Here is a 21656-nt window from a genome sequence, read left to right on the forward strand (position 1 = left end):
GCGTGGTGGCCGACCTGTTGACCTTGCCGGCAACGGCGGACTGGCCCATGACGCCCGGGTGTTGGTCAGCGAGCTGGTCACGAACGTGTACCGGCACACCCGGACGGCCGTCGTACGCATCGATGTGGCCGTGAACCCCGATTACGTACGCGTGGCCGTGTGGGACGACGCCCCGCGCAGTCGGCTCCTCGGCCTGCCCGTCTTTTCCGAGGGGGATTCGGGGCGGGGGCTGTTCCTTGTCGAGTGCCTGGCGACGCGCTGGGGCATCTACCGGCCCAACACCGAAACCCGCTCCCGTAAGGGCGTGTGGTTCGTGCTCGACAGGGAGGGGCGGGACGGGGACGTTCCCTAGCCGGGTGTGTGGTGGGCGGTCCCAGGCCGGAACCGCCCACCCCCGTCACTGGCCCCCGAGCAGCCCCGGCAGCGCAGCCAGCGTCTCCGGCAGCTGATCGGCCGGCAGGCCGCCGCCCTGGGCCAGTTCCGGGGAGCCGCCGCCGCGCCCGTTCAGCAGGCGCTTGACCAGGTCGGAGGCGGAGCTGCCAGCCTGGCGGGCGGGCTTGTTCAGGGCTACTACCAGGGCCGCCTTGCCGTCCGTGGCCGAGCCGACGGCCACCGCGGCGGGCTGTCCGGCCGGCATCCGGTCGCGTACGGCCATGGCCAGCGCGCGGGCCTCGTCGGCGCCGCCGTCGGCGGTGGCCGTGACCACCCGGAAGCCGCCCGCCTGGACGGCGGAGTCGGCCAGAGAGGCAGCGTGCGCCGCGGTGGCCTGTTGGCGCAGGCGCTGGTTCTCGCGGTCGCTCGCCTTCAGGCGCTCCAGCAAAGCGGCCACCCGGTCCGGGAGTTCGGCGCGCGGGCCCTGGAGCTGGTCGGCGAGCTGGGTGACCAGGTCGCGTTCGCGGGCGAGGTAGCCGAAGCCCTCGATGCCGACGGAGGCTTCCAGGCGTCGCATGCCGGCGCCGACGGAGGATTCGGCGGTGAGGGCGACGACGCCCACCTGGGACGCGTGGCTGACGTGCGTACCGCCGCACAGCTCGCGCGACCAGGCGCCGCCGATTTCGACGACCCGTACCTTTTCGCCGTATGTCTCGTCGAAGAGCGCGAGTGCGCCCAGCTTCTTGGCCTCCGGGAGCGTCATCCATTTCACGCCCACCGGGAGGTCGCGGCGCAGCGCCTGGTTGGCGGCCTCCTCGATCTCGCTGCGGGTGGTGGCGGAGAGGCCGCCGCGCCACGGGAAGTCCAGGCGCAGGTAGCCGGGGCGGTTGTACGAGCCGGACTGGAGGGCTGTCGGACCGAGGATTTCGCGGAGGGCCGCGTGGAGTACGTGGGTGCCGGAGTGGGCCTGGCGGGCGCCGAGCCGCCATTCGGGGTCCACGGCGGCGTGGAGGGAGTCGCCGAGGGCGAGTTCGCCCGCTGTGATGCGTACCTGGTGGGCGACCAGGCCGGGGAGGGGGCGCTGCACGTCGAGGACTTCCGCCTCGACCGAGGTGCCGGAGAGGCGGCCCGCGTCGCTGTCCTGGCCGCCGGATTCGGCGTAGAAGGGGGTGCGGTCGAGGATGACGGTGGCGATGTCACCCTCGCGGGCCACGGGGACCGGCCCTTGGGCGCCCAGGACGGCCAGCACCTTGGAGTCGGTTTCCAGGGTGTCCCAGGCCCGCCAGTCGGTGGGGCCGTGTTCGTCCAGGACCGTACGGAGGGCCGACGTGTCCACCGCGCCGCCGGACTTGCGGGCGCGGGCGTCGGCGCGGGCCCGTTCGCGCTGTTCGCGCATGAGGGCCGCGAAGCCCTCGCGGTCCACCTGTACGCCCTGTTCGGCGGCCATCTCCAGCGTGAGGTCGATGGGGAAGCCGTAGGTGTCGTGGAGGAGGAAGGCTTGTTTGCCGGGGAGGGAGCGGCCTCCCTCGGCCTTGACCTTGGTGACTGCGGTGTCCAGGACCGCGGTGCCCTGGCGCAGCGTCGCGCGGAAGGCGTCCTCCTCCCCGGCGGCCTGGTCGGCGATCCGGTCGTAGGACTCGGCGACCTCCGGGTAGCTGGGCGCCATGCAGTCGCGGGCGACCGCGAGGAGTTCCGGCAGGGCCCGGTCCTCGTAGCCGAGCTGGCGCATCGAGCGGACGGCGCGGCGCAGGATGCGGCGCAGCACGTAGCCGCGGCCCTCGTTGCCGGGCGTGGTGCCGTCGGCGAGCAGCATGAGGGCCGTACGGACGTGGTCGGCGACGACGCGCAGCCGTACGTCGTTCTGCTCGTCGTCGCCGTAGCGGACGCCGGCGAGCGCGGCGGCGCGGTCCAGGACGGGCCGGGTCTCGTCGATCTCGTAGAGGTTGTCGACGCCCTGGAGGAGGGTGGCCATCCGCTCCAGGCCCATGCCGGTGTCGATGTTGCGGCGGGGGAGTTCGCCGAGGATCGGGTAGCCGGACTTGCCGGTGCCCTCGCCGCGCTCGTACTGCATGAAGACGAGGTTCCAGAACTCCATGTACCGGTCCTCGTCCACCTCCGGGCCGCCCGCCCGGCCGTACTTCGGGCCCCGGTCGTAGTACAGCTCCGAGCAGGGGCCGCACGGTCCCGGCACGCCCATCGACCAGAAGTTGTCCTCGTCACCGCGCGAGACGATGCGCTCCTCGGGCAGGCCGGCGATCCGCCGCCACAGGTCGCGTGCCTCGTCGTCGGTGTGGTGCACGGTGACCCAGATGCGGTCGGGGTCGAGGCCGTAGCCGCCGTCGGCTACGGGGGTGGTGGACAGCTCCCAGGCGAAGCGGATGGCGTCTTCCTTGAAGTAGTCGCCGAAGGAGAAGTTGCCGTTCATCTGGAAGAACGAGCCGTGCCGGGTGGTGCGGCCGACCTCTTCGATGTCCAGGGTGCGCACGCACTTCTGCACGCTGGTCGCCCGTGGCCAGGGCGCCGCCATCTCGCCGGTCAGGTACGGCTTGAAGGGGACCATGCCCGCGTTGACGAACAGCAGCGTCGGGTCCGGCGTCGGCAGCGGGGCGCTGGGGACGACGGTGTGGCCGCGCTCGGCGAAGAAGTCGAGGAAGCGGGTGCGGATCTCGGCGGTACGCAAAGGGGGCTCCGGGGCGGTCGGGGGAGGGGTGGCGGACGCTGCGGCCGTTACGCGGCGGCTTGCGCCGCCCTGGCGACCGGGTGCAGGACCGCGTACTCCAGCGGCGCCGACGGGTCGATCGAGAGGTCCAGCGGAGCCGGCTCGGCGCCCGCCCGTACGAGGAGGTCACCGACGGCGGCGATCATCGCGCCGTTGTCCGTGCACAGCCGCAGGGGCGGTACCCGCAACGTAATGCCCGCCGCGTGGCAGCGCTCCTCGGCGAGAGACCGCACGCGCGAGTTGGCGGCCACGCCGCCCACCACCACCAGAGTGCCCACGCCGTGCTCATTGCAGGCCGCGACGGCCTTGCGGGTCAGCACGTCGGCTACTGCCTCTTGGAGGGAGGCCGCGCCGTCCGCCACGGGCAGTTCCTGGCCGGCGTGCCGTTCGGCCCAGCGCGCGGCGGCCGTCTTCAAGCCGGAGAAGGAGAAGCCGTACGGGTCGTCGCGCGGCCCGGTCAGCGGGCGCGGGAACGCGACGGCCTTCGGGTCGCCCTCGCGCGCTGCCCGGTCGATCGCCGGACCGCCCGGATACGGCAGGCCGAAGACCCGCGCCACCTTGTCGAAGCACTCCCCGGCGGCATCGTCGAGGGTGTCGCCGAGGTGCACGATCGGGTCGCGTGCGAGGTCCCGTACGAGGAGGAGGGACGTGTGGCCGCCGGAGACGATGAGGACCATGCAGGGGTCGGGGAGCGGGCCGTGCTCCAACGTGTCGGCGGCCACGTGGCCGGCGAGGTGGTGCACCCCGTACAGGGGCACGCCCAGCCCGTAGGCCAGGCCCTTCGCGCCGGCCAGGCCGACCTGGAGGGCGCCGGAGAGGCCGGGGCCGGTGGTCACGGCGACCGCGCCGATGTCGGCCATGGTCAGGCCCGCGTCGTCGAGCGCGCGGCGCACGACGGGCGTCAGGGAGTGGACGTGCGCGCGGGCCGCGATCTCGGGTACGACGCCGCCGTAGCGCGCGTGCTCGTCCATGCTCGACGCCACGGCGTGCCCGAGCAGCTTCCCGTCCCGGACCAGACCGGCCCCGGTCTCGTCACAGGACGACTCGATCCCCAGCACCACTGGAGAGCCTGGAGATGCCACCGCACCGCTCCTTCGTTCCCGATTCCCGCCGGACCCGTTATTGCGAGTGATGTGCAATAACCGGTTCCGTCCAGGATACGGCGGCCGGTGCGCTCTCTTAGGGCGCCTGGGGAGGCTGGGTCTGCTGGGGCGCCTGGGGCGCCGCTCCGTGCCCGAGGTCTCCCGCCACGCGGACGTTCCACCGCCCGTCACGCCCGCTCAGCTCCGTCACGGTCAGCGGCGGTACGTCCACCCGCCAGAAGGACGACGGCGGGGCCCCCAGAGCGCCGACCACGGCCGCACGTACGACGTCCGGCTCCACTACCGCCACGACCCGGCCGCCCTCCGCCGCGAGGCCCGCCAGCCAGTCCGCCACCCGGCCGAGCAGCCGCGTCAGCGTCTCGCCGCCGTGTGCCGCACTGTCCGGGTCGGACAGCCAGGCCGCGACCGCCGCGGGCTCGGCGGCCATCACGTCCTCCAGGGCGCGCCCCCGCCAGCGGCCCATCGCGCACCCGGCCGCGCCGGGGTCGGGCACCGCCCGCAGGCCGAGCGCCTCGGCCGTCTCCCGGCAGCGCGCGGAAGGGGAGGTCAGGGCCCGGTCGGCGGGCAGGGCGGCGGCCGCGGCGCGTACGGCGCGGGCGCGGCGCAGCCCGTCCGGCGTCAGCGGTTCGCCGGCCGGGAAGCGCACCGTGCGCAGGGCGTCGTCGAAGGAGGGTGAGAGCAACATCACCCGAGTTGTCATGGGCACCTCTTCCAATGCGGAAATCCCGGTGGCGCACCAGGGCAACAGTGGGGCGCGCGACCGCCACCATGCATCCGTACGCCGACCCGCGGGGCCTTTTCCCCGCCGCCGCCACGCGGTACGTTCCCGATGATATTGACGATGACATGACGGAAGCCGGTGGAATTCCGGCGCGGTCGCGCCACTGTGAGCCCGGACCGGTCCCGTACGGAGTACGGGGACGCCGGGTGAGCCAGACCCGTCCTGTCGTTACGACTCCCACCGACCGGGACGCGAGTTCCCCCAGGAGGCTTCGACATGGCCCAGTCCGCCGTACCGCCCACCACCGGCCCCGCCGCAACCGCCCCGTCCGCCGCGCCCGCCACCCTGCCGGTCAGGACGGTACTGCCCTGGGCGGTCTTCGGCGGCATCCTCATGCTCGTCCTGCTCTACTTCGTCGGCGCCGAACAGGGCGCCACCTCCCTGCTCTCCGGTACCGACGTGCACGAGTGGGTCCACGACGGACGCCACCTGCTCGGCTTCCCCTGCCACTGACCGGGAGCCCGCAGATGAACTCCGCCACCGTCAGATCCCTCCTGGTGCGCGGCATGCTGGCCGGCCTCGCCGCCGGCCTGCTCGCCCTGCTCGTCGCCTACCTGCTGGGCGAGCCCCAGGTCGACGCCGCCATCGCGTTCGAGGACGCGCACGCCCACGAACACGAGGCCGAAGTCGTCAGCCGCGCGGTGCAGTCCACCGCGGGCCTGGCGACCGGCGTCCTGGTGTACGGCGTCGCGCTGGGCGGGATCGCCGCCCTGGCCTACTGCTTCGCGCTGGGACGCGCCGGCCGCTTCGGGCCCCGCGCCACCGCGCTGCTGCTCTCGGGCGCCGCGTTCGCCGCCGTCTACCTCGTACCGTTCCTGAAATACCCGGCCAACCCGCCGTCGGTCGGCGACCCCGACTCCATCGGCAAGCGCACCGCGCTGTACTTCCTGATGATCGCCCTCAGCGTGCTGCTGACGATCGCCGCGGTGATCCTCGGCAAGCGGCTCGCTCCGCGCCTGGGCGCCTGGTACGCGACGGTCGCGGCGCTGGCCGCCTTCGCCGTGGCCGTCGGCCTCGCCTACGCGTTCCTGCCGGCCGTCAACGAACTGCCCGCCGACTTCCCCGCCCTGCTGCTGTGGAAGTTCCGGGTCTCCGCGCTCGCCGTCCAGCTCGTCCTGTGGACCGTCTTCGGCCTGCTCTTCGGCGAACTGGCGGAACGGGCCACCCGGCCGCGCCAGACCGCCGCGGCGGCCGCATCGCCGCGCAACACGGACGGCACCGCGGCGCCGACCCCCAACTGAGGGCCTGGGTCGCCGCTCCGGCCGGGGCGGCGACCCAGGACGCTCGGGCTCTCGGCTTGTCTTCCTGGCCCGGTCCGGATTTCAGCGGCCGAACCGTGACTGCAATTGCTCAGGGAGACGTTCGCCCTGAATCCGGATGCGGGCCGCGGCCTCTTCGATCCGGTGCAGGTCGCCGGTGGTCAACTCGACGTCGAGTGCGCCCGCATTCTCTTCCAGGCGGTGCAGCTTGGTGGTGCCGGGGATCGGCACGAACCACGGCTTCTGCGCCAGCACCCAGGCGAGCGCGATCTGGGCCGGCGTGGCTCCTTTGTCGTCGGCAATCTGCTGCAACAGGTCGACCAGCACCTGGTTGGCTTTCCGTGCTTCAGGGCTGAAGCGCGGAAGCAGGCGGCGGAGGTCGTTGTCGGCCAGCGTCGTACTGGAATCTATCTTGCCGGTCAAAAAACCTTTGCCGAGCGGGCTGTAGGGCACCAGACCGATGCCCAGTTCCTCCAAGGTCGGAATTATTTCGGTTTCGTGCTCGCGCATCCAGAGCGAGTACTCGCTTTGAAGTGCCGTTACCGGCTGCACGGCGTGGGCGCGACGAATCGTCGCGGCACCGGCCTCGGACAAGCCGAAGTGCTTCACCTTGCCTTCGGCGATCAGCTCCTTGACCGTGCCGGCCACGTCTTCGATGGGCACGTCGGGGTCGACGCGGTGTTGGTAGAGCAGGTCGATGCTTTCGGTTTGCAGGCGCTTGAGCGAGGCTTCGGTCACCCGGCGGATCTGCTCGGGTCTGCTGTCGACCCCGGACATCGGGGTCGGCCCGTGCTCGCCGTGCCTGATTCCGAACTTGGTGGCGATCACCACCTGGTCGCGGACCGGTGCCAGTGCCTGGCCGACCAGGACCTCATTGGTGAACGGGCCGTAGACTTCGGCAGTGTCGAAGAAAGTCACGCCGTGGTCGACGGCCGTCCGCAGCAGCTTCGTCATCTCGGCTGTGTCTTGGGGCTGACCGTAGAAGAAACTCATGCCCATGCAGCCGAGTCCGAGAGCCGAGACTTCGAGGTCTTGCCCTAGTTTGCGTTGTCGCATGAGAAATGCTCCTGGGATAGATACGGGCAGGCCCTCGACGCTATGGCCTTGGAGTGCACTCCAAGCAAGCGAAACAGGGGAGAGGGAGTCTTCTCGCGTGCTTCATTCCGAATGCGTGGCAAAAGGCCCAATCGGGATCGAAACCCGGTGTCGCCGGTGGTGTCCTCATGGTGAAGGAATCGTTAAGGAGCCATGACCGCACACAAGGCCATGTCCGCGTTCGCCCTTACAGCCGCAGTGACGGGCGTGAGCATGGCCACCGTGCCCTGCGCGTCAGCCGGCGGGCTTGGTGTCCTCCTGTCGCCGGCATTCGGCACGCTGTGCGCCAACCAGCCGGACGCGCGCACGAGCGGAGCCACCACGGCCGGGAACGGGCCTGTGAGCAACAATCTCGGGGAGGTTCCGTTCATCGCCGCGCTGAACCACTGCGGCGGGGCCGATATTCCCGGCAACCGACAGGGCAATGAAGCCCCGGATGATGACCCCGGCATCGAATACATGGCCAACCAATCCCCCGGTGACACCAGGTATCCCGGGGGCGGGCAAGCAGATTTCCTCAAAGTGTTGAGGTAGCGCTCCCTTCCAGCGGGCTCGCAAACAGCCCCTCAGCTCCTCAGCTCCTCAGCCCCTCAGGCCGGGGCGGCGAGCAGCAGCGTCCACCACGGGCCGCGCCCGCCGGTGCCGCCGTTGACGCCCACGCCCGCGTGCCGGAACGAGCAGTCGGCCAGCACCTCCCGGTGCTCCGGGCTGCGGATCCACGCCCGCGTCACCGCGGCGGCGCCGCGCTGGCCGCGCGCGATGTTCTCGCCCGCGCGCCGCCAGTCGTACCCGACCGCCGAGAGCCGGCTGCCGGGCCCGGAACCGCCGCGTTCCCGATGGGACAGCGAGCCCTCGCGCGCCATGTGGTCACTGTGCCGCTGGGCGGCCCTCGTGACCGTACGGTGGGCCCGTACCGGACGGCAGCCGGCCTTCGCGCGCTCCCGGTTGACCAGCCGGATGACGGTGGCCCTGGTCGTCTCGGCCGTACGGACGGCCTGCGCGGCGCGGTAAGCCTCCAACTGCCCCGCCCGTACCGGCATGCCCGCCGACTTCGCGTCGGCGGCACCGCCCGCCGCGAGCCCCGCCAGGATCAGCAGCGCCACGGCGGCCCGCACCGCGTACCACCCCGACCGGCGGCCCGTTCCCTGTCCCGTACGCCCACCCATGCGGCCCCTGTCCCTCTGCTCCTCGGCTGTCGCGGCCGGCCGCCGGACCGGCCCAGGGCCCGGCACCGGCCCGGTCCCGCCCGGCACCGTCCGGTCACAGTGTTTCCGCCGCGACCCCCGCCTCTGTCGTCCCCGGCCGATACCCGACCCGTTCGGCTGTACCGGAGCCCCCGCCGCTGACGCGCCCCGGCCCCGTACCGGACCGTCCGTACCGAATCCGCCCCCGCCGGAACGGGTACGCGACCGGCCATGACCACGACCCCGCCCACCGCCTCCGCCGTCCGCGGCCCCCTCGTCCGCTTCCGCGCCGACCCCTTCCGCACCGGCAACGCATCAGCCCTCGCCCACGACCCCGACGGCCTGCTGATCTGCGAGGGCGGCCGGGTCACCGCCGCAGGCGCGTACGCCGCCCTCCGCGACCGGCTGCCCGCCGGCATCGAGCCGGTCCACTACCCCGGCCACCTCGTCACCGCCGGCTTCGTCGACACCCATACGCACTACGTGCAGAAGGAGGCCGTCGCCACTTTCGGCAACCAGCTGCCCGACTGGCTGGACCACACCTTCACCGTCGAACAGCGGTTCGCCGACGATGGTCACGCCCGCCGCGTCGCCTCCTCCTTCTGCGACGAGCTGCTGCGCAACGGCACCACCACGGCCCTCGCCTTCGCCTCCGTACACCCCGGCTCGGCGGACGCGCTGTTCGAAGAGGCGACCCGGCGCGACCTGCGCATCGCCGCCGGCAAGGTCCTGATGGACCGCAACGCCCCCGACGGCCTCCTCGACACCGCGCAGCGCGGGTACGAGGAGTCCCTCGCCCTCATCGAGCGCTGGCACGGCACGGGCCGCAACCTGTACGCCGTCACCCCGCGCTTCGCCCCCACCAGCACGCCGGAACAGCTGGAAGCCGCCCACGCCCTGCACGCCGCCCACCCCACCACCCTCGTACACACCCACGTTTCCGAACACCGCGACGAGACCCCCTGGGTCCGCTCCCTGTTCCCCGACCGCGACGGCTACCTGGACGTCTACGACCACTACGGCCTGCTCGGCCCCCGTACCGTCCTCGCGCACGGCATCCACCTCACCCCCGCCGAACGCGACCGCTGCGCCCGCACCGGGACGGCCGTCGCCCACTGCCCGTCCTCCAACCTCTTCCTGGGCAGCGGCCTCTTCCCCCTCCGCGAGGCCAAGGAGGGCGACCACCCGCTCACGGTCGGCCTGGGCACCGACATCGGCGCCGGCACCAGCTTCGCCCTGCTGCGGACCATGCACGACGCCCACAAGGCCGCCAAGCTGCGCGGCCACCCCCTCGACGCCGTCAAGGCGTGCTACCTCGCCACGCGCGGCGGCGCGGAGGCCATGGGCCTGGGTGACACGATCGGCTCGCTCACCCCGGGCCAGGAGGCCGACTTCACCGTCCTCGACCCGCGCGCCACGCCGCTCCTGGCCGACCGCGCCGCCCGTGCCGAGGACGTCGAAGACCTCCTCTTCGCCCTCCTCGTCCTCGGCGACGACCGTGCCGTACGGGCCACCTACACGGCGGGCCGGCTCGCCTACGACCGGGACGCGGCCACCCCGTTCGCCACCGGGTGAGGGCCCGCGCCTCTTACAGCTGCGGCACCTTCCGCGCGTCGCAGCTCCCCACCGAGGCGAAGTACCGGCTCAGCCAGTCCCGCCGCCGCTCGTCGTCCATGGAAGCCAGGTGGCCGAAGGCCCGCGCGTCCGCCTCCACGGACGCGATACGCCGGCCGTCGCCGCTTTCCCGGGCTGCCCGCGCCCAGTACGCGCGCCGGCGCTCGCTGTACCCGTTGGAGGCCAGCCAGTCACGTACGGCGTCGTCGATCCGGCCGAACCGGGCGAGGTCGGCGTCTCCGCAGACGTCGAGGCGGCGCGACGTCATTCCGGCGGCGGCCTCCCAGGCGAAGCGTTCCGGATCGGTCAGCTCGCCCCGTACGACGCTCTGGCCCAGGAAGAGCTGCGGCAGCTGAGCCTCGTCGGGGCGCGTCGCACGCGGCAGATCCTCGAAGCGGACCGCAGCGTTCCGTACTCCGGCCAGACGGCCCGTGACACCGGACAGGGCCCGTGACACCTGCGGCAGCAGGCCCTGGTCCAGGGCGTTGACGCACACGCGCGGGGTCGAGTCGTCGCAGACCTGGCGCCCGGCGGCCGGGTCGTGCTGCCAGGCGCGGCCGCCCGCTTGTACGAGGAGCACGGCGGCCGAGAGCGCGACGGCCAGCGGGAGGAGCGCGAAACAGCGGTGCGACGGCCGGCGAGCGGCGTACGCGAGGACCGCCGCCACGGCGACCCCGCCCGCCCACCCGGCCATCGCCAACGGCTGCCACCAGACCGGCAGCGCCTCACCGACCCCGCCGTTCACGGCCGGGCTGAGAAACCGGACCGCCGAGCCGTGATAGTCGGGAAGGGCGAGCGCCACGTAGGTGAGACCGGCCAGTACGACGGCAGCCGGCCGCCACCGTACGAGCCGCCCGACGACCACGGCCCCCGCCGTCGCGGCGGCCAGGAACAACGCGTCCCCCACCAGCAACAGCACGCGGGGGCGGCCCGCCGACGTATACGGCCACGTCGCCAGCAGCGTCCCGGCAGCGGCGAGCGCGTAACCCAGGGCCACAGCCACGGTCACGGGCAGCACGGACACCGCGAACTGGGCGAGCGGGCTCCGTACGGCGGAGTCGCGCAGGCCGTCCATGCGCGCCCGGCGCTCCCGCCCGCCGTGCCGGCACCCGATGGCGGCGGCGAGGGGCCCGCCGAGCAGTGTGGCCGCAGTGTGCAGCGTGAACTGCGCTTCGTTCCAACTGCCCTGCCACCACTTCGCCTTCGACGCCATGGTGACGGCGAGAGCGACGAAGACGGCGAGCGCGGCCCAGGGGGCGCTGCCGTGCCGCGCCTCGGAGGCGAGGGGATGGTGCGGGCGGCGGGCGCCTCGACCTGGTGAAGGGCTGGCGGGAGCGGTCATCGGCCTGCTCCCGGGGACGTGGCGGACGCGGCGCGGTGGGCGCGGAGGATCGCGGTGTACCCGCGCTCGGCCGGGCTGCCGCCCAGCTCAGCCGCCCCTTCCGGCCCTCCGGGGCCGCCCTCGGCGCCCCGCTCCGCGAGCGACGCCGGCGTGCCGCGATAGACCACCCGGCCACCCTCGACGAGCGTGACCCCGGTGCACGCCACGGCCACGTCCTCCACCAGGTGGGTAGAGACGACCACCGTCCCGGATTCCCCCAACTCCCGCAGCAGCGCCCGAAACTCGACGCGCTGCTCTGGATCGAGACCGGCGGTCGGCTCGTCCAGCAGCAGCACGTCCGGATCGTTCACGATCGCCTGCGCGATACCGGCCCGCCGCACCATCCCGCCCGACAGGGACCTCATCCTGGCGTCGATACGGTCCGCCAGCCCGGCCCGCGCCACGGCCCGCTCGACCGCCGCCCCGGCCTCGGCGGCGGGTACCTCCTTCAACCACGCCACATAGGCGACGAACTCCCGCACGGTGAACCCCGGATAGAACCCGAAGTCCTGCGGCAGATAACCGATCCGGCGCCGCACGGCGGTCAGCTCGCGGTGGCCGGACAACGCGTGGCCCAGAATCCTGACGCGTCCGGCGGTGGGCCGGGAAACCGTCGCCAGGACCCGGATCAGGGAGGTCTTGCCCGCGCCGTTCGGGCCGAGGAGGCCGTGCACCCCCGGGCCGAGGCCGAGGTCGACACGGTCGAGTGCGACGGTCCCGCGGTGCCGGACGGACAGCCCGGCGACGTCCACGATGGGCTCCGTACTCACAGGTTCTCCGTACTCACAAAGGCTCTCCGTACTCATAGGTTTTCCAGCCGGTTACGGCGCAGCAGGAGCAACCCCGCGCACAGTGCGGCCGCCGCGGCCCAAGCGCCCTGCGCGGCACCCCCCGAGAGGTACCGGGCCAGCTGCTCCGCGAGCGCCGCCACCGGGAACCTGCCGGCGCCGCCTTCCCCCGGCTGCGCCGCGATCACCGGAAGCGACACGGCGGACACCCAGCCCGCCGCGACGACCCCGGCGGCGGTACGGCACCCGACGTACGACCCGAGGACGAGCGCGCCCAGCGTCAGTGCCAGGCCCGGCAGCAGCCAGGCCGCCACGCCCGGCAGTCCGGGCGCCCCCGGCAGAAAGGCACCCGCCGTGGTCAGCAGCGGCAGGCACACACCGAGCACGGCCGCTGTCCTGGTCAGCAGCAGCCGCAGCCCGCCGGACGGTGACGCGGCGCAGATCTCGTACATCGGGTCGGCGTACGGCCCGTACGAGAACGCCACCCCCGCCACCGGCAGCACGGGCGCCAGCGCTAGCAGCAGCGGCCGCGCCCCCGCGAACCCGGCCCCGAACGCGAGCCCGAAGGCCCCCGCGCACACCACCAGCAGCGCGACCAGCCACGATCCCCGGAGCGCGGGCCCGGCGGCCCACAGGACGCGGGCGAAGCGCTGGGGCAGCACCGAAGAACGCCCCCCAGCAGCAGCCTTACCGCTGCTCCCCACCCCGGCCAGCAGCACGTCCCGGACCTCGTCCAGCACCACCCCCGTGGGTGCTGTAGCGCGGACCGCAGCCGACACTGTGGCCGCGCACCGGGAGCAGCCCTCCACATGCTTCTCCAGGGACCACGCGACCGGCTCGGAGAGCGTCCCGTCGGCGTACCGGGCGCTCGTCACCGCATCCACATGCCAAGCGGAACCGGTTGGGTCCCTTCGGTGGTCATTTCGCGTACGCGTCATGCGAGCCCTCCAAACGGGACCTCGAAGCCGTCCAACTGGGCCAGGGCGGCGCGCAGTTCGCGCCGTGCGCGCATGGCGCGGGTCTTGACCGTGCCCTCCGGTATGCCGAGAAGGCGCGCGGCCTCGCGGGTGGTCAGCCCGTCGATGACCGTGGCGCGCAGTACCTCGCGCAGCTCGGGGGAGATCCGGTGCAGGGCGGTGCCCACATCCCCGTACTCCAGCCCGGCCAACGCGTGCTCCTCGGCGGACGGCGCCGGTGCCGGCGGCTCCTGTCCGACGCGGTCCGCCCTGGCGTACGCCCGCTGCGCGTCCACCAGCCGCCGTGCCGCGATCACCCACAGCCAGCCGCCGGACTCACCGCCCCGCCGCGCACCGCTCCGATACGAACCCGCCGACCGCCACACGGTCACGAAGGTGTCCTGAAGCACTTCGCGCACCGTCTCCGGGTCCGCGCAGCGCCGCGTCAGCCGCGCGTGCAGCCAGCCGGCGTGCCGGTCGTAGTAGGCGGCCAGCGCGCCCTGGTCACCGCGGGCGACGGCGCGCAGCAGCACGGCGTCATCCTCGCCGGCACCGCCGCCGTCGTCGTCTCGGTCTCCCCCCACGGGGCGGAACAGTCTCACGTCCCGTCTATCGCCCCGGGGACCCCGACCGGTTCACGGCCCACACGCCTGATCTACGGACGCGCGGGTCCCCTCAGGACAGCAACCCGGCAGCCTGCTCCCGCGCCTCCGCCAGCCAGGCTGCGCGTTGTGCGTCGGTGGAACCGGAGACGGTACGGAAGACGTGCCGCCGTACGTCCGTCACTCCCACGTACGGCAGGACACACGCGGCCCAGATCCGCTCCAGCGGATCGCCGAACTCGCTCTCCTCACGCCAGGCCGGAGTGTCGGACGTGTTGAGGACCAGCGCCCGCCCGGCCCGCAGCAGGCCGACGGGCTCGCCGTCCGCCGTCCCCAACTTGTAGGCGACGCCGGGTACGAGCACGCGCTGGACCCAGCCCGTCAGGACGGCGGGCGGCATGCCCCACCAGTTCGGGTGGACGAACACCATGGCGTCGAGCGTCGCCACCTCGGCACGGTGCCGCGCCGTCCACGCGTCGTCCGGCTCCCCGGCCTCCCGCACCGTTTCCGTACCGTCCGCCGGCAGCAGCGGGTCGTACCCCTCGGCGTACAGGTCGTGCACGACGACCCGGCAGCCACGGCTGCCCAGCTCCGCCGCGACGGCATCGGCCACCGCGTGGTTGAAGCTGCCAGGACGCGGATGCGCGAGATAGATCGCGGCTTTCATCGGTATGCCCCCGTCGTTACGTGCGCCTGATCACGCGACTACGTACACCTGATCACACATGCTTGATCACATGCGCCTGGTCACATACACGTGATCACGTGTATGTGACCACGTACGCCTGCGGTCGGCCAGGCTGCCGCCCTCACTCCTTCCCCCCGGCGGCCCATTTCTTCAGCGCCGCCCGGTTCTCGAACCGCGCGACGTTCTTGTCCAGCGGGCGGTCGGTGTGCTGGTGGATGAGCCACTTCCCCTTGATGCGCGGCTTTCCCGGGCTGACGTAGTCGGCGATCCACAGCCCGTCCCCGGCGTACGACGTGGTGTCGTGCCCTGTCCAGAAGGACACGTTGGTGTACAGCAGCACGCGGTGGTGCGGGCGCAACTTCTTCACGGCGCGCAGGAACTGGTCCTTCTGCGCGCCGCTGGCATGCGTACCGGAACTCGTCGATTCCCAGTCGGCGGCGAGGAGATCACCCTCCTTGGCGCCGCACTTCCCGACGAAGTACTCCGCCTGCGCCTCGATGTTCCCGGGCCACAGGAAGTGGTAGAAGCCGACCACGCACCCGGCGTCCCGGGCCTTGGCGGCCTGGTCCGCGCGGTGCGGGCTGGCGTAGGAACGGCCTTCGGTCGCCTTGATGAAGACGAAGTCCAAGCCCTTCGCTTCGTAAGAGGAGTTGTGGGCGGAAACGTCGACACCATGCAGCATGACGGGCTCCTCGGTGGGGGGAATGTGGGGGGAAGAGGTAGTGGAGGAAGATTTCCCACTTTTCCCGCCCGCCATCCCGAAATCCCCCGCCCGCCGGGGACGACCGGGGCATTCGCGCGCTACCCCCGCCCCCCGTCACGCCGTCCCGGACGGCGCTGCCAGCAGTTCCCCCATCGACTCGGCGGCGCGTACGGCCGCGTCGGCACAGCAGTTGTTGAACAGGACGTGCACTTCGTCGGCCTTCTCGGCCATGCCGCGCAACCGCGGCACCCACTCCGCCAGTTCCTCCCGCGCATAGGTGTGGCGGAACCGTTCCTCTTTACTCCCGGACCCCCACGCGGGGTTACGCCCGTGAAAGCGCACCACCGCCAGCTGCCCGTCCGTCACGGGAGTGACCGGACGTATCGAAACCGGCAGCGTCTGCACCATGTCGACGGCGACGGCCGACATCCCCAGATCCGCCAGCAACGCGGACGTCCACCCCTGCTGATCGTCCCGCCACCACCCGGGATGCCGGAACTCCACGGCCACCGGCCACCCCCGGGTACGCGCCCGGCACGCCTCAAGGAACGCCTCGGCCCGCGCGCCCGGCCCGAACCAGGGCGGAAACTGGAACAGCAGGGTGCCGAGCCGCCCGGCTTCCCGCAACGGCTCCACCGCCCCGCGGAACCGCTGCCACACCTCGTCCAGCAGCTCCGTCCCCGATACGCCGTCCCGCAGGTCGGCGGGGAGCGCCCCGGGCCGCGTCGGATGCCCGGTGAGCAACGAGAACGCCTTCACGTCGAACCGGAACCCGTCCGGAGTCCGCTCGGCCCACAGCCGGCTGTTACGCACACTGGGCAACGCGTAATACGAGGCATCGACCTCCACGACCGGAAACCGGCCCGCGTAATACCGCAGCCGCCCCTCCGCGTCCCGCTGCCCCGACGGATACCACCCACTGGAAACCAGAGCGGAATCCGTCCAGGAACACGTACCGACCAGAATCTCACCCATGGCTGGGCGGATACCCCGTCATGGGGCAGCGATGACGATGACGGGCCCGGGGTCAGCGCCTGCCGTGGATCAGTGTCTGCCGTAGAAGGCATTCACCAGCGACTCCATGCTCTTCTGGAACGAGCAGCAGAGCGCGATCCAGGACCCGTCCACGAAGACCAGGTCGAAACGGCCGCGGGGAAGGGTCGCGCGCGGCCTGGGCCGCAGCTCGGCGATGTCCTGGCGCGGCACTTCCACGGCGAGCGTCAGCTCGGGCTCCCGCGCCCGCCAGCCGTGGGCGTGGTCGGTGAGCACGAACAGCCGCCGGTCGGTGATCGCCTGGTGCCTGGGGGAACCGCCCGCGTTGGTGACCTGGACGTGGAAGCGCCCGGCCATGCTCGTCCAGTCGCCTTCCATGGGCTTGCCGTACATCATGCGCTCGGCCGCGTCGCCCACGGCGTCGTCGAAGTTCTCCTGCGCCTCGCTGATCCCCTCCGCGACGTTTCCGACGACGCGGGTCACCCGGTGGTTGGTGAACCGGTTGTCGCTGATCGCTTCGATGGGCCGGGACGCCTTGTTCAGGACGTTGCCCAGCACACCCCGTATCCGCTTTTCCAAGGCCGACTGCTTCGCCGGCAGCCGCAGATGCGCGGGGACCAGCGGCAGATTCGGGTACACCTCGTACTGCTCGCTCTGTAGCAGCACCTCGCCGGGCTGGAGGAACTTCCGGCAGGGCGTCTCGTGGTCGATCACGCGGCCATTCTCCTTCTGTGCGGGGCCGATGCGGGGGCGGAGGCGGGGCGGGTCCGGAGGCGGGGCGGGGGCGGGGACGCACGGCGCGCGTGCGCCCCGGCCGTACGTCCCGGCCGTACGCCCCCCGGCCGTGCGCCCTGATCCTCCGGTCCCGGCTCAGCCGAAGGGGTTGCCGGGGTCGCGCGGCTGCTGGGCGGACGCGGGGCGGGAGACCAACCGGATGTCCTGGTCGGCCGCCGGTATCGGCTCCGGCGCCGGCTCCTGGTAACGATCGAGCGGGTCCGGGCTGGCGGGAATCGGGTTGGTGGGCACCCCAGCCCGCGGCGGCGGGCTCAGATGCCCGCTGACGCCCGGCTCGGGGTGCCCGGCCGGTATCCGCCCGGTGGGCGACGGGTCGAAGTCGGACGCCGGCGGCAGGTGCACGTCCCCGTGCCGCTGCGCCCCGCCACCGGACTTGCCGCCCCCGCCACCGTCACCGTCGATCATGTCGTCGAGCTTTTCGGCGCCTGCCTGGGCGATCGGCCCGAGGGCCTGCGTCGGATCGCCCGAGAAGCCCAGGCCGCCCATGCCGATACGGACGGCCCCCTTCAATGGCTTCAGCGCTTTCTTGGCAACCGTTGCCTTCAAGAACTTCTCGGCTTCGAGCGGGTCCCTGAGGTGGTGCCACGTCCAAGGCTTGATCTTCTTGACCTTCGACATCTTCTTGGCTTTTTTCAGCAACTTGATGATGTTGACGAAAGCCTTGAGTTCCGATGCCAGTTCATGCAGGATTCTGGCGATACGGGACGAAACGATGCCGGCCTGGGCCACGGCAGTGGCCGCGGCGGCAGCGGCCGAGGCGCCGACCGTGATGATCGAGGTGGCCAGCGCCACCGCGAGCTCGATGATCGCCCACTCGATCAGCTCGCGGATCAGCGTCTCGACGACCTGCTCGGCCAGCTTGGCCTGCGCACCGGCCTGCTCCAGGACGTCGGCGACGGCGTCCATGTCGGCGGCTTCCTGCTCCAGGCCCGCTTCCATCTCCGCCAGGTGCCCCTGGAACGCCTCGGCCGCCTGGCCGGTCCACTCGTGGGCGAGGTCAGCGCGGTCCCGGCGCTGGTCGGCGATCAGGTCGCGGAGCTCGGAAGCCTGGTCGCGCCAGAGCTTGGCGGCCTCCGCGATGCCCTCGTCGTCACCGGTGACGGCTTCCAGGTGCTCGGCAAGCGGTTCGACGAGCGGACGCATGATGGCGTCCACGGCGGAGTCGAACCCGCTCATCCAGTCGTTGACCTTGTTGTAGGCACCCAGCGCCCCCGACGCCACCCCACTCATCGGGCACCCCCGGCCCCGCCCTGGACGTGCTCCATCGTCCGTACGGTCTCGTCCTCGTCGGACTGGTACGCACGCGCCGTCTCGGTCACGCCTTCGCTGACCTTCTCCTCCAGCGTCGCCGCCGCTTGGAGAATCTCCAGGCAGTCCTCGCTCTGCTCCGAGTAGGCCGTGTAGAGCTCGCCGGCCTCCGGCAGCTTGCCGAACGCCTCCTGGTTCAGCGAGTGGGAGGCCAGCTTGCTGCGAATCTCCCGCAGCTTCTCCGCGCGCTTGTCGGAACTCTTCGCGAATTTGTGCAGGGCTTCTTGAGCAGCGGTGAATTGCTCAGGCACAGATCTCCCCCGATCCGTTGTCATGGCTTAGTCAAGGCAAGGTCAAGACGTGGTCAAGCGGCATCCCTTGAAAGGTGCGGACAACGGTACGTGTCACGGGCGCCACCCGTGACACGGGGGTTGCTGTCTCTTATGCGTACTTCCTGCTCACCTTTCCCAATACTTCGCCACCGCCTGCGCATACGCCACCCGGTGATCGAGCCCCGCCCCACCACCCCGGACCCGGAACCGGCCACGCGCGGACTCGGTCAAAGCCGCCCGCCCGAACACCTCACCCGGCCGCTTCCAGGCCGTACGCAACGGAGCGTTGACGGCATCGGCGGGAGAATCAGAAAGCGTCAGGGCCACCAGATAAGCCAGGACAAACGGCAACAACAACGCATACAAAATCAGCGACGGAACCGTCCCCTCCCGCCCACGCAACACCGTCCCGTCGGGCAGGCGTATCTCGCAAGCAGCCCGCCACCGCTTCTTCCTGGCCGGCAACCGCAACTCAGCCAAGAGCTCACACTCCGGCGAAAGCACAAGAAGCCCCCCACCCCCACCCCCACTCCTACCCCCGCCCCCATCCCCACCCCCATCCCCACCGCCTTGCCGGACGACCACGGCGAGCGGCGAGGCACCAGCAGGGTCGGCGGCAAGAAAGAACCGAGGCTTACACCCTCCAGGAAGCGCCCACCCACCTGGCACGCCCCGCCGCACATGAACGACAGCGGCCCCCCGAGGACGCAACTCGTAACGCTTGGCGTCCGGATGGCGGGTGAAGGCGAGTGGCAGTGTCATGGAGAGCCCCGTCTCGTCGCGACCAGTTCTGACCGCCGCCACCGGCGACGGAGTAATCACCGAAAGAGATCATCCATGGTCGCACCACGACTGGGGGCGCGATCCCCGTGCCGAGCATCGCTACCAAAAGGGGAGGTACGACATGACGAGCCGCCGCCGCCCAGTACGGGCCACCGCACATCGTCGCCCGGCTCGCCGCCGCCCAAGGAAGCAGGACCAGCCAGCCGTTGCGCTCGCGGCCGCGGTCGTCGCGACCGCGGCGGTGGGCTTGGTCGTCGCTGTCGGGCAGTGGCTGCTAGCGCACTGGTGGGTACTGCTCCTCGCTGTCCTACTGACCTTCGGCACAGGCGGCCTCTGGTTACGGCAGGCACGTCGGCGGACCGAGTGGGCACGCATCCGCGCCCGGGCATTGCGGCTGCGCATCGCCGAGATCGACGCTTTGGATCACCGTGTGTTCGAGTTCGCGATACGGGATTTGATGCGCCGGGACGGCTGCACGGCCGAGCGGCTCGGCGGCGCTGGCGACAACGCCTGCGACGTACGCGCGGTCGACCCCGCCGGCCGGGTCTGGGCCATCCAGTGCAAGCACCGCCGGGACGGAGAACGAGGCTCCGCCGTCGGCGTCGGCGTGCTGCAACAGGTCAACGGCACCGCCCGGCAGATCCACGGGGCGGACATCGCGGTCGTCCTGACCAACGGCCGCTTCTCCTCGAAGGCCACCCCCTGGGGACGGCAGCACCGTATCCACCTGGTCGACCGCCACTTGCTCAGCCAGTGGGCCGCGGGACCGCACCCACTATGGGCCCTACTGGACCGCCTCCCACCCGCCCACCGCCCGCCGAAACTGCCCTGACCAGTGAGAGAGGGGGGGCGAGGGGCACCGACGAGTCGTACACGTCGCACACGCCCCCAGCGAAACCAGCCTAAGACAGAAACTTCGCCGCCAACCCCAGGCAACCGGCGCACCGGGCCGCACCGCCGGCCCTCGCGCGTACGGCGACCGTGGAGGCCCGAAGCCGGGCGGATCGTCGCCAGGCACAGCCCCCGGCACCGCGCGGGGGCCTCGTGCTGCCCGCAAGAGACGTGCCGTGTTCCTCGCGGTGGTCAGTTGGCGATGCCGACCGGGTGGACCTTGATCTTCTCGTCGTACGGGCCGGCCAGCTTGAGCGCCTCCGCGGGCCACTTCAGCGACACGCTGTGGGTCTCGTTCGGCGGCGTCACGATGATGTTGGTCGGGGACGCGAGGCTGTCGCCACTGGAGTCGACCTTGTACGAGATGCTGAAGGTGGCGGTGTCGCCGACCTTCAGGTCGGTGATGCGAGGCTGCTCACCGCCGCGGTGGACCGGGGCGGAGGTGCCGTCGGCGTCCTTCAGGTCGACGCCCGCGAAACCCGTCACCGAGCAGGTCCTCCCGCCCTTGTTCGTCATCTGAACGGTGACGTCACCAGTCTCGTGGTCCGGCGAGCTGTCCACGGCCTCCATGTTCAGCTCGCTCGTCCGGCAGAACTTGCTCTTCCCTGCGCTCTTCGCCGCACCACCCCCGGAGCCGGCACGGGACGGGGCGGAGCCGCCGGATCCCCCGGAGCTGCCGGAGCCGGCGCGGGACGAGGTGCCCTCGCCGGAACCCGGCTTGGCGTTGTCCGGCTGGGCCTCGGTGCCCTGCGCTCCGGAAGCGGGGTTCGCGCCACCGGCCTCCGCGGCAGCGCCCGCCCCCGACTGGCCGGCGGACTTGGAGGCGGCGGCATCCGAGCCGGAGCACGCGGTCAGGGACAGCGCGGCAGCTGCGGTCAGAGCCGCGGCGGCCACACGCAGGGTACGGCGGCGAGTGGCGCGGGCAGTGGTGTTGGCGCTCATGTCGGGTCCCCCTGGGGAAGTCGGTGTCGCTCTCTCCTGCGTACGACACCCACCCTGATCGGAGCCACTACCGCCAGACTGCCGCCCCGCTAACGCCCAACTAACACGCACGCGAGGCAGCGAAAACCCACCGAGGACCGGAAGACGCCCTGCCGCGCGGGACGCGGACAACCAGCCGAAACGCGACGAAGGCCCCCACCGCGGGCGGTGGGGGCCTTCGACGTAGTGCCCGGTGAGGCACTGGCGGAGGATACGAGCTTCGAACTCGTGAGGGGTTTCCCCCAACACGCTTTCCAAGTCTGGTGGCAGGAGATAGACCGCTTACGGGAGCCTCCATCTGTATCCTTAGGCGTTCGCAGTTCTCGGGAGCCCAACAGCTCCGCACGTCCGTGAACACCGCCGTACGGAGCTGAATGAGACGGAAACT

At 71.7% G+C, this 21656-nt stretch carries 23 protein-coding genes and 1 riboswitch; of the genes, 6 read left to right on the forward strand and 17 right to left on the reverse strand.

The window, feature by feature from the left end; translation table 11 throughout:
* Positions 1-40: 40 nt before the first annotated feature.
* On the forward strand, positions 41-352 hold the full coding sequence (locus ACH4OW_RS08255; RefSeq protein WP_398026014.1) for an ATP-binding protein: 312 nt from the start codon (positions 41-43) through the stop codon (positions 350-352).
* Between the two features lie 45 nt (positions 353-397).
* Here ACH4OW_RS08255 and alaS read toward each other — a convergent pair whose 3' ends face one another.
* From alaS to ACH4OW_RS08270, 3 genes are all read right to left on the reverse strand, one after another.
* Entirely contained in the window at positions 398-3052 is a 2655-nt protein-coding gene (alaS, locus tag ACH4OW_RS08260; protein ID WP_398025903.1) for an alanine--tRNA ligase, read from the reverse strand.
* Between the two features lie 47 nt (positions 3053-3099).
* Positions 3100-4152, reverse strand: coding sequence for a tRNA (adenosine(37)-N6)-threonylcarbamoyltransferase complex transferase subunit TsaD (gene tsaD, locus ACH4OW_RS08265; RefSeq protein WP_398026016.1), 1053 nt, complete (start codon positions 4150-4152; stop codon positions 3100-3102).
* A gap of 118 nt (positions 4153-4270) precedes the next feature.
* Positions 4271-4894, reverse strand: coding sequence for a histidine phosphatase family protein (locus tag ACH4OW_RS08270; protein ID WP_398025904.1), 624 nt, complete (start codon positions 4892-4894; stop codon positions 4271-4273).
* Positions 4895-5004: 110 nt separating this feature from the next.
* A riboswitch (cobalamin riboswitch) is annotated at positions 5005-5155 on the forward strand.
* Between the two features lie 36 nt (positions 5156-5191).
* Here ACH4OW_RS08270 and ACH4OW_RS08275 point away from each other — a divergent pair.
* Positions 5192-5428 (forward strand): CbtB domain-containing protein, encoded by a 237-nt coding sequence (locus tag ACH4OW_RS08275; RefSeq protein ID WP_360139370.1) that lies wholly within the window; start codon positions 5192-5194, stop codon positions 5426-5428.
* A gap of 14 nt (positions 5429-5442) precedes the next feature.
* Positions 5443-6216, forward strand: a complete 774-nt coding sequence (locus ACH4OW_RS08280) for a CbtA family protein (RefSeq protein WP_398025906.1) — start codon at positions 5443-5445, stop codon at positions 6214-6216.
* An 81-nt stretch (positions 6217-6297) separates the two neighbouring features.
* On the opposite strand, the gene ACH4OW_RS08285 is transcribed toward ACH4OW_RS08280, so the two are convergent.
* Positions 6298-7290 (reverse strand): aldo/keto reductase, encoded by a 993-nt coding sequence (locus ACH4OW_RS08285; protein WP_398025908.1) that lies wholly within the window; start codon positions 7288-7290, stop codon positions 6298-6300.
* A gap of 192 nt (positions 7291-7482) precedes the next feature.
* Here ACH4OW_RS08285 and ACH4OW_RS08290 point away from each other — a divergent pair, with 192 nt between their 5' ends.
* The gene (locus ACH4OW_RS08290) at positions 7483-7863 is read left to right on the forward strand and encodes a hypothetical protein (protein WP_398025910.1); all 381 of its coding nucleotides are present in this window, start codon (positions 7483-7485) and stop codon (positions 7861-7863) included.
* Positions 7864-7919: 56 nt separating this feature from the next.
* Here ACH4OW_RS08290 and ACH4OW_RS08295 read toward each other — a convergent pair whose 3' ends face one another.
* Positions 7920-8495 carry a CAP domain-containing protein gene (locus ACH4OW_RS08295; protein WP_398025912.1) on the reverse strand — a complete coding sequence of 192 codons (576 nt, stop codon included), beginning with the start codon at positions 8493-8495 and terminating at the stop codon, positions 7920-7922.
* Positions 8496-8744: 249 nt separating this feature from the next.
* Here ACH4OW_RS08295 and guaD point away from each other — a divergent pair, with 249 nt between their 5' ends.
* Entirely contained in the window at positions 8745-10088 is a 1344-nt protein-coding gene (gene guaD, locus ACH4OW_RS08300) for a guanine deaminase (RefSeq protein WP_398025913.1), read from the forward strand.
* 13 nt (positions 10089-10101) lie between these two features.
* Here guaD and ACH4OW_RS08305 read toward each other — a convergent pair whose 3' ends face one another.
* The 11 genes from ACH4OW_RS08305 to ACH4OW_RS08355 all read right to left on the reverse strand — a co-directional run bounded on the left by ACH4OW_RS08305 (position 10102) and on the right by ACH4OW_RS08355 (position 19093).
* Positions 10102-11469 carry a hypothetical protein gene (locus ACH4OW_RS08305; protein WP_398025915.1) on the reverse strand — a complete coding sequence of 456 codons (1368 nt, stop codon included), beginning with the start codon at positions 11467-11469 and terminating at the stop codon, positions 10102-10104.
* Complete coding sequence (locus ACH4OW_RS08310; RefSeq protein ID WP_398025917.1) at positions 11466-12278, reverse strand: ATP-binding cassette domain-containing protein; 813 nt, start codon at positions 12276-12278, stop codon at positions 11466-11468. The genes ACH4OW_RS08305 and ACH4OW_RS08310 overlap by 4 nt, the downstream gene beginning before the upstream one ends.
* A gap of 32 nt (positions 12279-12310) precedes the next feature.
* Entirely contained in the window at positions 12311-13234 is a 924-nt protein-coding gene (locus ACH4OW_RS08315; protein ID WP_398025919.1) for a zf-HC2 domain-containing protein, read from the reverse strand.
* Positions 13231-13854 carry an RNA polymerase sigma factor gene (locus tag ACH4OW_RS08320; RefSeq protein ID WP_398025921.1) on the reverse strand — a complete coding sequence of 208 codons (624 nt, stop codon included), beginning with the start codon at positions 13852-13854 and terminating at the stop codon, positions 13231-13233. The genes ACH4OW_RS08315 and ACH4OW_RS08320 overlap by 4 nt, the downstream gene beginning before the upstream one ends.
* 73 nt (positions 13855-13927) lie before the next feature.
* Complete coding sequence (locus tag ACH4OW_RS08325) at positions 13928-14521, reverse strand: NAD(P)H-dependent oxidoreductase (RefSeq protein ID WP_398025923.1); 594 nt, start codon at positions 14519-14521, stop codon at positions 13928-13930.
* Between the two features lie 142 nt (positions 14522-14663).
* Positions 14664-15224, reverse strand: a complete 561-nt coding sequence (locus ACH4OW_RS08330; protein WP_360140440.1) for a GH25 family lysozyme — start codon at positions 15222-15224, stop codon at positions 14664-14666.
* A 135-nt stretch (positions 15225-15359) separates the two neighbouring features.
* Positions 15360-16220 (reverse strand): DUF72 domain-containing protein, encoded by an 861-nt coding sequence (locus ACH4OW_RS08335; protein ID WP_398025925.1) that lies wholly within the window; start codon positions 16218-16220, stop codon positions 15360-15362.
* 69 nt (positions 16221-16289) lie between these two features.
* Entirely contained in the window at positions 16290-16952 is a 663-nt protein-coding gene (locus ACH4OW_RS08340) for a hypothetical protein (protein WP_360140434.1), read from the reverse strand.
* 156 nt (positions 16953-17108) lie between these two features.
* A complete protein-coding gene (locus ACH4OW_RS08345; protein ID WP_398025927.1) occupies positions 17109-18263 on the reverse strand; it encodes a WXG100 family type VII secretion target in 1155 nt (384 codons plus the stop codon).
* Positions 18260-18592: a hypothetical protein gene (locus ACH4OW_RS08350; protein WP_360140428.1), complete on the reverse strand. Its 333-nt coding sequence runs from the start codon at positions 18590-18592 to the stop codon at positions 18260-18262. Before ACH4OW_RS08350 ends, ACH4OW_RS08345 begins: the two co-directional genes overlap by 4 nt.
* Before the next feature lie 147 nt (positions 18593-18739).
* Positions 18740-19093 (reverse strand): hypothetical protein, encoded by a 354-nt coding sequence (locus ACH4OW_RS08355; protein ID WP_398025929.1) that lies wholly within the window; start codon positions 19091-19093, stop codon positions 18740-18742.
* 733 nt (positions 19094-19826) lie between these two features.
* On the opposite strand from ACH4OW_RS08355, the gene ACH4OW_RS08360 reads away from it, so the two are divergent.
* Positions 19827-20228: a restriction endonuclease gene (locus ACH4OW_RS08360; RefSeq protein ID WP_398025931.1), complete on the forward strand. Its 402-nt coding sequence runs from the start codon at positions 19827-19829 to the stop codon at positions 20226-20228.
* Positions 20229-20479: 251 nt separating this feature from the next.
* On the opposite strand, the gene ACH4OW_RS08365 is transcribed toward ACH4OW_RS08360, so the two are convergent.
* A complete protein-coding gene (locus ACH4OW_RS08365) occupies positions 20480-21229 on the reverse strand; it encodes a DUF4232 domain-containing protein (RefSeq protein ID WP_398025932.1) in 750 nt (249 codons plus the stop codon).
* Positions 21230-21656: the final 427 nt, after the last annotated feature.

The organism is Streptomyces sp. NPDC017056 (genome assembly GCF_044332485.1).
Taxonomy (GTDB): Bacteria; Actinomycetota; Actinomycetes; order Streptomycetales; family Streptomycetaceae; genus Streptomyces.

Bases quoted from the DNA above. Each gene is read 5' to 3' on its own strand.
- ACH4OW_RS08285 (WP_398025908.1), bottom strand. From the start codon at position 7,290: ATGCGACAACGCAAACTAGGGCAAGACCTCGAAGTCTCGGCTCTCGGA.
- guaD (WP_398025913.1), top strand. From the start codon at position 8,745: ATGACCACGACCCCGCCCACCGCCTCCGCCGTCCGCGGCCCCCTCGTC.
- ACH4OW_RS08280 (WP_398025906.1), top strand. From the start codon at position 5,443: ATGAACTCCGCCACCGTCAGATCCCTCCTGGTGCGCGGCATGCTGGCC.
- ACH4OW_RS08345 (WP_398025927.1), bottom strand. From the start codon at position 18,263: ATGAGTGGGGTGGCGTCGGGGGCGCTGGGTGCCTACAACAAGGTCAAC.
- ACH4OW_RS08365 (WP_398025932.1), bottom strand. From the start codon at position 21,229: ATGAGCGCCAACACCACTGCCCGCGCCACTCGCCGCCGTACCCTGCGT.
- ACH4OW_RS08275 (WP_360139370.1), top strand. From the start codon at position 5,192: ATGGCCCAGTCCGCCGTACCGCCCACCACCGGCCCCGCCGCAACCGCC.
- ACH4OW_RS08270 (WP_398025904.1), bottom strand. From the start codon at position 4,894: ATGACAACTCGGGTGATGTTGCTCTCACCCTCCTTCGACGACGCCCTG.
- ACH4OW_RS08335 (WP_398025925.1), bottom strand. From the start codon at position 16,220: ATGGGTGAGATTCTGGTCGGTACGTGTTCCTGGACGGATTCCGCTCTG.
- ACH4OW_RS08305 (WP_398025915.1), bottom strand. From the start codon at position 11,469: ATGACCGCTCCCGCCAGCCCTTCACCAGGTCGAGGCGCCCGCCGCCCG.
- ACH4OW_RS08315 (WP_398025919.1), bottom strand. From the start codon at position 13,234: ATGACGCGTACGCGAAATGACCACCGAAGGGACCCAACCGGTTCCGCT.
- ACH4OW_RS08330 (WP_360140440.1), bottom strand. From the start codon at position 15,224: ATGCTGCATGGTGTCGACGTTTCCGCCCACAACTCCTCTTACGAAGCG.
- ACH4OW_RS08325 (WP_398025923.1), bottom strand. From the start codon at position 14,521: ATGAAAGCCGCGATCTATCTCGCGCATCCGCGTCCTGGCAGCTTCAAC.
- ACH4OW_RS08290 (WP_398025910.1), top strand. From the start codon at position 7,483: ATGACCGCACACAAGGCCATGTCCGCGTTCGCCCTTACAGCCGCAGTG.
- ACH4OW_RS08295 (WP_398025912.1), bottom strand. From the start codon at position 8,495: ATGGGTGGGCGTACGGGACAGGGAACGGGCCGCCGGTCGGGGTGGTAC.